Here is a 12,559-nt window from a genome sequence, read left to right as displayed (position 1 = left end):
GCTGTTGCCAGCAGCATGGCAAGCTAGGCGACTTTTCCCGGACATTGCCTCCATGCTCATGCCATCCCCCCGCACCCTGCTCGGCCTGCTGATCGCTGCCCTTTGCGCCGCCGGTTTGTGGTGGGCCTACGACAGTTTCCAGAGTCGCTATCTACGCACGTTCGATAACCAGACCGCCCTGTTCTCCGGTGATCGCCTGCAGCTACCGGCCAAAATCGCCGGGCCCGGGCCGATCCGCCTGGTGCACTTCTGGGACCCGGCCTGCCCGTGCAACGTCGGCAATCAACAACATCTGGCGGAACTGATCGAGCATTTCGCGCCACAGGGGGTGGAGTTCTATGTGGTACAGAAACCCGATAGCCGAGGTCAGTTGCCAGGCACCCTCAGCGCACTCAAGCCGTTGGCTGAGCTGCCCGGCGCCGAACACCTGCCGGCCAGCCCCGGCGTAGCGATCTGGGACCGCCAGGGCCAGCTGGCCTACTTCGGCCCCTACAGCGAGGGCGCGACCTGCAACTCGAGCAACAGCTTTATCGAACCGATATTGCTGGCGCTGAGCCAGGGTCGCGCGGTCAGTGCTACGCATACGCTGGCAGTGGGTTGCTACTGCCCCTGGAGCCCCTAACGCAAGCGCGCCGGATTACCCACCACCGTCGCCCTGGCCGGAACATCGCGGGTCACCACGCTACCGGCACCGATCACCGCGTTATCGCCCACGGTAACCCCGGGCAGAATGATCGCCCCGCCGCCAATCCAGACGTTGTTGCCGATCTTCACCGGCCGGCCACTTTCCAGGCCGCTGCGACGTATCTTCGGGTCCAGCGGGTGGTCGGCGGCGTAGATCTGCACCGCCGGGCCGATCTGGCAATCGTCACCGATGCTGACCGGGCAGACATCGAGGATCACGCAGTTGAAGTTCATGAACACGTTGCTGCCCAGGCTGATGTTGTAGCCATAGTCGCAATAGAACGGCGGACGAATCACTGCGCTGGCACCGGCCGCGCCGAAGTGTTCCACCAGCAGTTTATGCCGCTGTTCGTTGAGCAGCTCGGCACTGTTGTTGTAGCGCTGCATCCAGTGCTTGTTGGCGATCTGCTCGGCCTGTAGTTCCGGGCAACTGGCGTGGTAGAGCTGGCCGGTAAGCATTTTCTGCCTTTCACTGAGGTTCATCTTCCCTCCTTTGGGACTATCCTCTGCCCGAAGTTACCTCGATGATCGGACCACAAAATCCGCTAAAAAGCACAAGGAGTCTTGATGAAGCGCAGCCTGACCTTCCTCGCTGTGGTCATTGCCGCGGCCGCCGGTGGCGGTTACTGGTATGTGCAAGGCAAGTTACCGCAGCGCGAGGGCGAGGTGCTCCTGGCCAGCCTGCAGGCGCCGGTCAGTGTGCGGTATGACACTCGTGGCGTACCGCACATCCAAGCTCAGAACGAGATCGACCTGTATCGCGCCCTGGGCTATGTACATGCCCAGGACCGGCTGTTCCAGATGGAGACCATCCGCCGCCTGGCCCGCGGCGAATTGGCCGAAGTGCTCGGCCGCAAGCTGCTGGCCACCGATACCCTGTTCCGCAGCCTGCGAATTCGCGAACAGGCCGAGCGCTACATCGAGCGTCAGGACAAACAATCGCCTGCCTGGCTCGCGCTGCAGGCTTACCTCGATGGCGTCAATGCCTGGCAGGACAGTCACCCAAAACCCATGGAATTCGATGTACTGGGCATCACCCCACGGCCGTTCACTGCCCAGGACACCCTGAGCATTGCTGGCTACATGGCCTACAGCTTTGCCGCCGCCTTTCGCACGGAACCTGTTTTGACCTATGTGCGCGATCAGCTCGGTAGCGAATACCTGAAGATCTTCGACCTCGACTGGAACCCTGAAGGCGCATTGCACAGCCGCCCGCCGCTGACAGCTGCTGACTGGAAAAGCCTGGAGCACCTGGCCCAGGTCAGCCAGCAAGCCCTGAGCGAGGCCGGCATTCCTCAGTACGAAGGCAGCAACGCCTGGGCCGTGTCCGGCAGCCGGACACGCAGTGGCAAGCCGCTGCTCGCCGGCGATCCGCATATCAGCTTTGCCGTGCCTGCTGTCTGGTACGAGGCCGAACTGTCAGCGCCCGGTTTCAACCTCTATGGCTATCACCAGGCGCTCAACCCCTTCGCTTCGCTGGGGCACAACCGCGAGTTCGGCTGGAGCCTGACCATGTTCCAGAACGATGATGTCGACCTGATCGCCGAGCGGGTCAATCCGGCCAACCCTGACCAGGTGCGTATCAACGGCCAGTGGCAACCGTTGACCATCTCCCAGGACACTATCGCGGTGAAAGGCGAGGAACCTGTCAGCATCACCCTGCGGCGCTCGCCACACGGCCCGATCGTCAACCAAGTGCTCGGCGCCAATGCCGGGCCGACCCCGATTGCCATGTGGTGGGCGTTCCTGGAAACCGACAACCCGGTTCTTGAAGGTTTCTACCAGGTCAACCGCGCCGACACCCTGAACAAGATGCGCAGTGCCGCAGCGAAGATCCAGGCCCCCGGTCTCAACCTGGTGTGGGCCAATGCCCGTGGCGATATCGGTTGGTGGGCGGCGGCGCAGCTACCGATTCGCCCGGACGGGGTCAACCCGTCGTTCATCCTCGACGGTAGCACTGCCCAGGCTGACAAACTCGGCTTCCACCCGTTCAGCGCCAACCCCCAGCAGGAAAACCCGGCCAGCGGCTATATCGTTTCGGCCAACCATCAGCCGCCCGCAACCATGCCGATTCCCGGTTACTACAACCTCCCCGACCGCGGCCAGCAACTGGACCGCCACTTGGCCGATCCACAAATCAAATGGGATACGCAAAACAGCCAGGCGCTGCAGCTCGACACGGCCAGCGACTATGGCCTGCGCACCCTGGCACCGTTGCTGGGGACCTTGCGAGAGGTGGCCACGGGCGATCAGGAGAAGGAGCTGGTCGAACAGTTGGCCAGCTGGAATGGCGACTACCCGCTGGACTCGGTCAGCGCCACGCTGTTCAACCAGTTCCTCTACGACCTGGCGTACGCGGCCATGCATGACGAACTGGGCGACGCCTGGTTGCAGATGCTGATCAGCACCCGCGTCATCGATGCCGCCTTGCCGCGCCTGGCCGCTGACGCCGAGTCGCCCTGGTGGGGGCTGCATGGCAGCAGCGGGCATGGTAGCCGCAGCGAGGCGGTGAAACGCGCCTGGCAGGCCAGCCTGACCCACCTGCGCGAGACACTGGGTAACGACCCGGCCGCCTGGCAATGGGGCAAGGCGCATACTTTGACCCACAACCATCCGCTCGGGCTGCAGAAACCGCTGAACCTGCTGTTCAACGTCGGCGCATTCGCCGCGCCGGGCACTCATGAAGTACCGAACAACCTGTCGGCGAAGATCGGTCCGGCGCCCTGGCCGGTCACCTATGGCCCTTCGACCCGGCGCCTGATCGACTTCGCCGATGCCGGACAGGCCCTGACCATCAACCCGGTCGGGCAAAGTGGCGTGCTGTTCGACAGGCACTATGCCGATCAGGCCAAGGACTATATCGAGGGGCAGTACCACAAGGCGCAGATGGGGGTGATTCCGGCGCAGAGTACCTTGCGGTTGGTGCCTGGAAAATAGGGCCTTATCGCGGGGCAAGTTGCTCCTACAGGGTTGTGCTGAACCTGTAGGAGCGGGTATCAGTTGTTACTTAGAACGCCGGCAGTACCGCGCCGCTGTATTTTTTCTCGATGAAAGTTTTCACTTCCGGGCTGGTCAGGGCCTTGGCCAGCTTCTGGATTGCCTCGCTGTCCTTATTGTCTGGACGGGCAACCAGGAAGTTCACGTACGGCGAGTCGGCACCTTCAATCACCAGGGCATCTTTGGCCGGGTTCAGACCGGCTTCCAGGGCGTAGTTGGTGTTGATCATGTCCAGGTCAACCTGATCCAGAACGCGTGGCAGCATGGCCGATTCAAGCTCGCGGAATTTCAGTTTCTTCGGGTTCTCGGCGATGTCTTTCGGCGTGGCCAGGGCGTTTTTCGGATCTTTCAGTGTAATCAGACCGGCTTTCTGCAACAGCAGCAGGGCGCGACCACTGTTGCTGCCTTCGTTAGGAATGGCGACGGTGGCGCCTTCCTTCAGCTCGCTCAGGTTCTTGACCTTCTTCGAGTAACCACCGAACGGCTCTACGTGCACACCAATCACGGTTTCCAGGTGCGTGCCTTTACCTTCGTTGAAGTTTTTCAGGTACGGCAGGGTCTGGAAGTAGTTGGCGTCCAGGCGCTTCTGGTCGACCTGCACGTTAGGCTGCACATAGTCGGTGAACACCTTGATCTCCAGGTCCACGCCTTCTTTGGCCAGGGTCGGCTTGATCAGCTCAAGGATTTCAGCGTGGGGCACCGGGGTGGCGGCAACCACCAGTTTCTCGCCGGCGTGGGCGAAACCTGCAACCGACAGAGCGGCCGCCAGAGCAGTGAACAACAGAGCCTTTTTCATGCGCAGTCCTTATTCGAATACAGAGCCATCGGTCGACGGCAAAAAATGAGTTGCCAGCACTTTGCTAGCCGGCTTGGAAACGGACAATACCCAGATTTTTTATGCCGTAATAATATCTTTTTCTTAGCTTATTATTCGATTTAAGCATGAAGCCGCGACAAGGCTTGCTCCAGCAGGCTCTGCAAGGCACCGCGCTCACCAGCGCCAGCCCGCTGGCACAACTGATCAAGCTGACTGGCCAATGCTTGCAGCGGTGTCGGCAGGTTCAAATGCTCGGGCAAAATCTCTTCACCGCTGCTGACCAGCAAGGCAAAGTGGATGACGTTTTCCAGCTCGCGGGTGTTGCCCGGCCAGCTGTGCAGCTCCAGCACGCGCTGGGCGGCGTCACTGATCAACGCTACCGGCAGGTTCAGTCGCGGGCTATAGATACCGACAAAATACTCGGCCAGCGGCAGGATATCGCCGACCCGCTCACGTAACGCAGGCAGTTCCAGATGCCCTTCGCGCAAGTAGTGATAGAGCCGCTCATGGAACTTGCCGGCACTGACCGCCTCACCCAAGTCGATACTCGACGCGGCGACCAGGCGCACATCCACAGGGTTGGGTTGCTGGGCGCCAACGCGGATGACTTCACGGCTCTCCAGCGCGGCAAGCAATTTGACCTGAATCGCCAACGGCAAGTCGGCGATTTCATCCAGGTACAGGGTGCCGCCATTGGCTGAGCCGAACCACCCGGCGCGGCTGCTGGCAGCGCCACTGTGGGCACCGGCGCTATAACCAAAGAGCTCGGCATCGGCATAGGTCGGGCTGATTGCCGCACAGTTGACCGACACAAACAGGCCTGCGCGATCACTGGCGCGGTGAATCTGCCGGGCCAGCAGCTCTTTGCCGGTGCCGGTCTCGCCGCGAATCAGTACCGGCAGTGCCAAGGGCGCCAGCAACTCCAGCTCCTCGCGCAATTGCCGCGAACGCGGGTCGACGAATACCAGCGCCTTGGCGCGAATACTCAGCGGGCTCTTGTCCAGCTCGGGAAAGGTCAGCAGCCGCTGACCAGAGGTGTCGTGAATACTCATGGCAAACTCCCGCCCGCAGCACCTGGGGCCGGGCGTTGGCTGTGGAAAAAGTCAGCGTACGGTCAGGCGCGGCGAAGGGCGTGCTGTTCCAGCCGATTCTGCAGGCGGTAAAGGTAGGCGAAGCCCTGCTCCCAACGACGATGCCCGGACTTGACGTTGATATGTCCGGCTCCAGCCAGAAAGCCCACTTCAGCGCCCCAGGCCCGCGCCAGCTGCATGGCCCGCGGGGCGCTGATCGCCGGATCGTTGTCGGAGCTGACCACTTGGCAGGGGAACGGCAACAACTGCTGGGCAATCGGCGCGAAGTTGCGCAGCGCTGGCGCGCAGGTAGGGCGCTCGACATCGGCTGGCGCCACCAGCAAGGCGCCGCGTACCCGGCGCAGCAGGCTGACACTGGTTTGCGCAGCCCAATGAGCGACGGTGATGCAACCCAGGCTGTGGGCAATCAGGATCACTGGCGTATCGGCGGCGGCCACTGCCTGCTCAAGTGCCTGCACCCAATCCTGGCGTTGCGGTGTCAACCAATCGGCTTGCTCGACCCGTGCGCTGTTGGGCAGCACTTGCTGCCAGTGACTCTGCCAATGGTCTTCTGGCGATCCTTGCCAGCCCGGCACAATCAGGTAACGGATCGACGAGTTGCGCATGGGGATGCCTCCTGCTGGATTTGCTTGAGGCCAAGTATAAGGAGGTGATTATGTCAGTAAAGGAATAAGAAGCTATTTGTTAATAACTAAATTGTCATGCAGGAATAAAAAAGGGGCCAGCCCCTGCCGAGGAATGGCCCCAGATGACTTCCCGAGGGTGTCAGATGTTGGCTATTTTTTGCCAAACCTTGGGTTTGAAGAACAGGGTCTCGCCACGGGCAAGCCCAGCCAGGCTGTCATGATCCTTGACCACTTCAGCTTCGATCAGCTCGCTCTGCCCTTGCACCTTCAAGGTCACCCGGGTGGTCGCACCCAGCGGCCGGATATCACGTACTTCAGCCGCATGGTGCCCCTCAATCTCATGCCGCGACAACGACACTTCATGAGGGCGGAACAGCACGTGATGGCCTTCGCTCAGATGCAGGCGATTGGAGTCGCCAAGGAAGTGGTAAACGAAATCGCTGGCCGGATTCTCGTAAACCTCGCCCGGCGAGCCGATCTGCTCGATCACGCCCTTGTTCATCACCACGATGCGGTCGGCGACTTCCATCGCCTCTTCCTGGTCGTGGGTCACGAACACCGAGGTCAGGTTGATGTCTTCGTGCAAGCGCGCCAGCCAGCGGCGCAGTTCTTTACGCACCTTGGCGTCGAGGGCCCCGAACGGCTCGTCGAGCAGCAGCACCTTGGGCTCAACGGCCAGAGCGCGAGCCAGGGCGATACGCTGACGCTGGCCACCGGAAAGCTGCTCGGGATATCGGTCGCTGAGCCAGTCGAGCTGAACCATGTTGAGCAGCTCATGGACCTTCTCGGCAATCTTGCTCTCGCTCGGACGCTCCCCTTTGGGCTTCATGCGCAGACCGAAAGCAACGTTGTCGAACACGCTCATGTGGCGGAACAGGGCGTAGTGCTGGAACACGAAACCGACGTTGCGATCACGTACATCGTGACCGGAAACATCCTCACCGTGGAAAACGATATTGCCCTGGTCAGGGGTTTCCAGACCGGCGATGATCCGCAGCAGGGTAGTTTTGCCGCAGCCGGACGGACCGAGCAGCGCCACCAGCTCACCGCTGTGGATATCCAGGTTGATGCTGTCCAGAGCCTGGAAAGCGTTGAAGCGCTTGCTGACGTTACGAACTTCGATCGACATGAATTATTCCTCCGCTGCGCTGTGGCGCAGGCGGTTAATGCGGGACTCGCTCCACTGCTTGAGCAGCAGGATGAAGAGCGCCAGAATCAGCAACAGGCTGGCCACGCTGAAGGCCGCGACATGGTTGTATTCGTTGTAGAGGATCTCGACGTGCAACGGCAAGGTGTTGGTCACCCCGCGAATGTGCCCGGAGACCACCGACACCGCACCGAATTCACCCATCGCCCGCGCGGTACACAGCACCACGCCGTAGATCAGGCCCCATTTGATGTTGGGCAGGGTCACATGCCAGAACATCTGCCAGCCGTTGGCACCAAGCAGGCGCGCGGCCTCTTCTTCCTGGGTGCCCTGCTCCTGCATCAGCGGGATCAGTTCACGGGCGACGAAAGGTACGGTAACGAAGATGGTGGCCAGGACAATACCCGGCAAGGCAAACACGATCTGGATGTCATGGTCCTGCAGCCAGGGCCCGAAAAAGCCCTGGGCGCCGAACATCAACACGTAGACCAGACCAGCGATCACCGGTGACACCGAGAACGGCAGGTCGATCAGCGTGACCAGGATGCTTTTGCCGCGGAAGTTGTACTTGCTCACACACCAGGCGGCGCTGACCCCGAACACCAGGTTCAGCGGCACCGAGATAGCCACGGCGATCAGGGTCAGCTTCAGGGCCGACAATGCGTCAGGCTCGAAGATCGCTTCGAAGAATGTTCCCAGGCCCATTTTCAGGCCCTGGGACACGACGATAACCAGCGGCAGCAGCAGAAACAGGGCGAAGATCAACCAGCCGAGACTGATCAGGATCCACCGCGAAGTCGAGCTGCCACGGCGCGCGGCGTTGGCCGAAGCGGCCGCGCCAAGGGTAGATGCAGACATGGACGTGGCCTCCTTCAAGGGGTTTCGATGCGCCGCTGCAACAAGTTGATCAGCAGCAACAGGACGAAGGAAACCACCAGCATCAACACGCCGATGGCAGTGGCACCGGTGTAGTCATATTGGTCGAGCTTGACCATGATCAACAGCGGCAGGATCTCGGTCTTCATCGGCATGTTGCCGGCGATGAAGATCACCGAACCGTACTCACCGACACCGCGGGCAAAGGCCAGGGCAAAACCGGTCAGCCAGGCGGGCAGCAGCGCCGGCAGCAGTACATAACGGAACACCTGCAGCGGTTTGGCCCCCAGGCAGGCCGCGGCTTCTTCGACTTCCCGAGGGATATCGGCCAGTACCGGCTGCACCGTACGCACCACGAACGGCAAGGTTACGAAGGTCAGTGCCAAAGTGATGCCCAACGGGGTGTAGGCGATCTTGAAGCCCAGGTCGGTGGCAAACTGGCCGACCAGGCCCGCCGGCGCGTACAACGCGGTCAGGGCGATACCGGCCACGGCTGTCGGCAGGGCGAACGGCAGGTCGATCATCGCTTCGATGATCTTGCGCCCCGGGAAGGTGTAGCGCACCAGTACCCAAGCCAGCAAAGTGCCGATGATGCCGTTGATGATGGCGGCGCAGAGGGCAGTACCGAAGCTCAGCTTGAGTGCGGCCAGGACTCGCGGCGCACTGATGATGGCCCAGAACTGCTCCCAGGTGAGCTGAGCGGCATGCACGAACATGGCCCCCAGCGGTATGAGCACAATCAGACTGAGGTACACCAAGGTGTAGCCCAGCGTCAGCCCGAAGCCGGGTATGACGGGGGAGATACGACGTGACATAAAGGTCCCTGGTTTAACGCGTGAAGCCCGGGACGAATCCCGGGCCCATGCTGGCTACTGAACGGCGATTATCCTGACGGCCATGTATCACTGGGCCGTGTAGATCTGGTCGAACACACCACCATCGTTGAAGAATTTGGGTTGGGCAGTTTTCCAGCCGCCGAAGTCTTTGTCGATAGTTACCAGGTCCAGTTTCGGGAACTGCTTGGCGTACTCGGCGGCAACTTTTGCGTCACGTGGGCGGTAGAAGTTCTCTGCGGCGATTTTCTGCCCGGCCGGGCTGTACAGGTGCTTGAGGTATGCCTCGGCGATCTGCTCGTTGCCCTTCTTCTCGGCATTCTTGTCGACCACGGCCACTGGCGGCTCGGCGAGAATCGACAGCGACGGCACGACGATCTCGAACTTATCGCTGCCACCGTCTTCCTTGAGGGCCAGGAACGCTTCGTTTTCCCAGGCCAGCAACACATCACCCTGACCGTTGTTGACGAAGGTGATGGTCGATCCTCGGGCGCCGGTATCGAGCACCGGTACATGCTTGAATAGCGCCTTCACGTACTCCTGGGCCTTGGCTTCGCTACCACCGGCTTTCAGGCCGTAGGCCCAGGCGGCGAGGAAGTTCCAGCGCGCACCACCGGAGGTTTTCGGGTTCGGCGTAATTACCGATACATCTTTCTTGATCAGATCGCCCCAGTCCTTGATGCCTTTGGGATTGCCTTTGCGCACCAGGAACACAATGGTCGAGGTGTACGGCGTGCTGGCGTCCGGCAGGCGGGTCTGCCAGTTGTCCGGCAGGGCCTTGCCGAGCTTGGCCACTTCGTCGATGTCGCCGGCCAGCGCCAGGGTCACCACGTCAGCGCGCAGGCCGTCGATCACCGCCCGGGCCTGCTTGCCCGAACCACCGTGAGACTGCTGGATCTTCACGTTGTCGTCCGGGTGAGCCTGCTGCCAGTGCTTGATGAACTCGGCGTTGTACTGCTGGTACAGCTCCCGGGTCGGATCATAGGACACGTTCAGCAACTCGTAGTCCCTGGCGATGGCGGAACCGGCAAACACGGCGCTGGCGAGTGCAGCCAGGGCATAACGGCGGATGGACATGGTGAAGCTCCCGATTGGCTATTTTTTCTAATTAGGGTGATCAGCTGGGCTTGTTGCCGGGGCTCTGCAGGCGGAACTTTTCCTTGCGTTCGATCTGCACGACCTGGGCGTTGTGCACGGTGATTTCCACCGCACCAAAGCGCAGGTCGCGCAGGGCGCTCTGGATTTCGCGCAAAATGCTGGCTTCGTCCTGACCGTCAACGCTACGCAGAGATGCGCTCATGCTCGTGCTCCTGTGAGTAAGGGATGCCGTGCAGTTGCATGAAGGGGGGGCGACTGCGCCTGGCTTGAGGGCAATCTTAGGGGGGCGCTAATATTCTTAAAAATACTATTTAAGAATTTTTATATAACCAAAAATGATTAAGTGCCAGGGGCTGATCTACAGCCCATCGCCGGCAACGCCGGCTCCTACAGTGTACTTCTGCAGGAGCCGACGATGAGGCCCTCAGGCCCAGCGCAATTGCTGTGCTGGAACCGGCCGTCCAAACCAGTACCCCTGCCCCAGCAGGCACTGGTGCTCGAGGAGAAATTGCGCTTGCTCGGCCTGCTCTATGCCTTCGGCAAGGACCTGCATACCCATGCTTTGGCCCAGGGCAATGATCACCCGGACAATCGCCGCATCGTCTTCATCGCACGGCAACCCAGCAACAAAACCCTGGTCGATCTTGAGCTTTTGCACTGGCAAACGCTTTAACCGCAGCAGCGACGAGTACCCCGTGCCAAAGTCATCGATGGCCAGACGCAGCCCCAGCTCACGCAAACGGTGCAGCTGTTCCAGCGCAACCTCGGGGTCTTCCATCACAGCGCTTTCAGTTACTTCCAGCTCCAGCATCGCCGGGTCCAGGCCGGTCCCGTGCAACACCTTGGCAACCTGCTGATAAAGGTCGCGATGCCCAAACAGGCGACTGGATATGTTCACCGCCACAAACATGAGTGGCCGCCCGCTGGCCTGCCACTGCACCATCTGCGTACAGGCCTGGTGCAGCACCCAGGTATCGATTTCCGCAATCAGGCCCGTGCGTTCGGCGATCGGAATGAACTCCCCGGGAGGCACCAGCCCGCGCTGCGGGTGCTGCCAACGTACCAAGGCCTCAACACCAATCATCGCGCCGTTGCGCAGGTCATGCACCGGCTGGTAGTAAACCCGCAGTTCTTCATGCTCCAACGCCCGGCGCAGCTCACCCGCAGTCTCGACGCGCTGCTGGGCATGGGCCGTCAGTTCTTCAGTGTACAAGGCGAAACCTGCACGACCGCAGGCCTTGGCCTTGAACAAGGCCGAGTCGGCATTACGCAACAGTTGCTCAGCGCTCAGCGCGTCGCTGGGGAACAGGCTGATGCCAATACTCGCGCTGACGAACAGGTTCTGGTTATCGAGCTCGAAGGGTTGCTTCATCACATCGATGATGCTTTGCGCCAGCGCAGCAGCCTGGCCAACCTGCGGACATTGCTCGGTAAGCACGGCAAACTCGTCACCCCCCAGCCGGGCCAGGGTCACACCGCTACAGAGCAACGCCTTGAGTCGCTCGCCCACCACTTTGAGCAACTGATCACCGACATTGTGCCCAAGGCCGTCGTTGATGCTCTGGAAATGATCCAGGTCCAGTAACAGCAGGGCACAACCGCGCTTGTTGGCCTGTGCAGCAGCCAGCGCCTGCTCGGCGCGGTCGCTGAACAACAGGCGATTGGGCAAGTCGGTGAGTGGATCATGATGGGCCAGGTAGGCCAGCTCGCGCTCGCTGTGCTTGATCGCACTGATATCGCTGAACACCGCCACATAATGGCTGAGCTCACCGCTGTCATCGCGGATCGAGCAAATGGTCTGCCACTGCGGGTACACCTCGCCACTTTTGCGCCGGTTCCAGATCTCGCCGCTCCACTCGCCCTTTTCGGCCAGGGTCGCGTAGATTTCCTGATAGAACACCGGCCCATGCCGCCCGGACTTGAACTTGCTTGGCCGCTGGCCGAGAACTTCGTCCTTTTCATACCCGGTGATCTGCATGAACGCACGGTTCACATGCACGATTACCCCGTCACGATCGGTCACCAGCACGCCTTCAAGGGTGCTGTCGAACACCGCCGCGGCCATGCGCAGACGTTCGCGGTCTTCACGGCGCAGGCGTGCGCCAACACCAATGAAGTTCAGCAGCCGCGCACGGGAAGAGAAGATCAACATCGCGCTGCATAGCACCCAGATATAGGCACTGAACAACTGCCAGCGGGCCAATTGCTGAGAATTATCGAAAAGACCGCTCAATAATTGATCAGACAGCGCCAGCCAGAGCACAGATGACACCAGGTAAAGCGCAGACATGCGCATGGCGTCTCGAATGGAAGCAGACATAAGGTCCTGACAATCCCACAAAAAAATTTGGGGGATTATAGGGTAGAAACATCCCGTGACCTCCTATCTA

At 60.8% G+C, this 12,559-nt stretch carries 12 protein-coding genes; 2 read left to right on the top strand and 10 right to left on the bottom strand.

The genetic code is table 11. From position 1 onward, the window contains the following. Positions 1–58: 58 nt before the first annotated feature. A complete protein-coding gene (locus C6382_RS18460; RefSeq protein ID WP_107025889.1) occupies positions 59–622 on the top strand; it encodes a DUF6436 domain-containing protein in 564 nt (187 codons plus the stop codon). Here the strand turns inward: C6382_RS18460 and C6382_RS18455 are convergent. After that, positions 619–1,167 carry a sugar O-acetyltransferase gene (locus C6382_RS18455; protein ID WP_107025798.1) on the bottom strand — a complete coding sequence of 183 codons (549 nt, stop codon included), beginning with the start codon at positions 1,165–1,167 and terminating at the stop codon, positions 619–621. The genes C6382_RS18460 and C6382_RS18455 overlap by 4 nt on opposite strands. An 84-nt stretch (positions 1,168–1,251) precedes the next feature. On the opposite strand from C6382_RS18455, the gene C6382_RS18450 reads away from it, so the two are divergent. Further along, complete coding sequence (locus C6382_RS18450; RefSeq protein ID WP_107025797.1) at positions 1,252–3,621, top strand: penicillin acylase family protein; 2,370 nt, start codon at positions 1,252–1,254, stop codon at positions 3,619–3,621. Positions 3,622–3,691: 70 nt separating this feature from the next. Here C6382_RS18450 and C6382_RS18445 read toward each other — a convergent pair whose 3' ends face one another. The 9 genes from C6382_RS18445 to dibA all read right to left on the bottom strand — a co-directional run bounded on the left by C6382_RS18445 (position 3,692) and on the right by dibA (position 12,489). Beyond that, positions 3,692–4,477 (bottom strand): MetQ/NlpA family ABC transporter substrate-binding protein, encoded by a 786-nt coding sequence (locus C6382_RS18445; RefSeq protein WP_107025796.1) that lies wholly within the window; start codon positions 4,475–4,477, stop codon positions 3,692–3,694. Positions 4,478–4,617: 140 nt separating this feature from the next. Continuing rightward, positions 4,618–5,550 (bottom strand): sigma 54-interacting transcriptional regulator, encoded by a 933-nt coding sequence (locus C6382_RS18440; RefSeq protein WP_107025795.1) that lies wholly within the window; start codon positions 5,548–5,550, stop codon positions 4,618–4,620. 62 nt (positions 5,551–5,612) lie between these two features. After that, on the bottom strand, positions 5,613–6,194 hold the full coding sequence (locus C6382_RS18435) for an alpha/beta hydrolase (protein WP_107025794.1): 582 nt from the start codon (positions 6,192–6,194) through the stop codon (positions 5,613–5,615). 160 nt (positions 6,195–6,354) lie between these two features. Next, the gene (locus C6382_RS18430; RefSeq protein ID WP_107025793.1) at positions 6,355–7,344 is read right to left on the bottom strand and encodes a sulfate/molybdate ABC transporter ATP-binding protein; all 990 of its coding nucleotides are present in this window, start codon (positions 7,342–7,344) and stop codon (positions 6,355–6,357) included. Positions 7,345–7,347: 3 nt separating this feature from the next. Beyond that, on the bottom strand, positions 7,348–8,220 hold the full coding sequence (gene cysW, locus C6382_RS18425; RefSeq protein ID WP_107025792.1) for a sulfate ABC transporter permease subunit CysW: 873 nt from the start codon (positions 8,218–8,220) through the stop codon (positions 7,348–7,350). A gap of 14 nt (positions 8,221–8,234) precedes the next feature. Beyond that, positions 8,235–9,053: a sulfate ABC transporter permease subunit CysT gene (gene cysT, locus C6382_RS18420; protein WP_107025791.1), complete on the bottom strand. Its 819-nt coding sequence runs from the start codon at positions 9,051–9,053 to the stop codon at positions 8,235–8,237. A gap of 87 nt (positions 9,054–9,140) precedes the next feature. Next, positions 9,141–10,148 carry a sulfate ABC transporter substrate-binding protein gene (locus C6382_RS18415; protein ID WP_107025790.1) on the bottom strand — a complete coding sequence of 336 codons (1,008 nt, stop codon included), beginning with the start codon at positions 10,146–10,148 and terminating at the stop codon, positions 9,141–9,143. 40 nt (positions 10,149–10,188) lie between these two features. Next, positions 10,189–10,371 (bottom strand): sulfur starvation response protein OscA, encoded by a 183-nt coding sequence (gene oscA, locus C6382_RS18410; RefSeq protein ID WP_107025789.1) that lies wholly within the window; start codon positions 10,369–10,371, stop codon positions 10,189–10,191. Positions 10,372–10,593: 222 nt separating this feature from the next. Beyond that, positions 10,594–12,489, bottom strand: a complete 1,896-nt coding sequence (gene dibA / locus C6382_RS18405; protein ID WP_107025788.1) for a phosphodiesterase DibA — start codon at positions 12,487–12,489, stop codon at positions 10,594–10,596. Between the last annotated feature and the right edge of the window lie 70 nt (positions 12,490–12,559).

The organism is Pseudomonas sp. BBP2017 (assembly GCF_003024385.1).
Lineage (GTDB): Bacteria > Pseudomonadota > Gammaproteobacteria > Pseudomonadales > Pseudomonadaceae > Aquipseudomonas.
The sequence above is the reverse complement of the archived record's forward strand: the minus strand, read 5'-3'. Positions and strand labels throughout refer to the sequence as shown.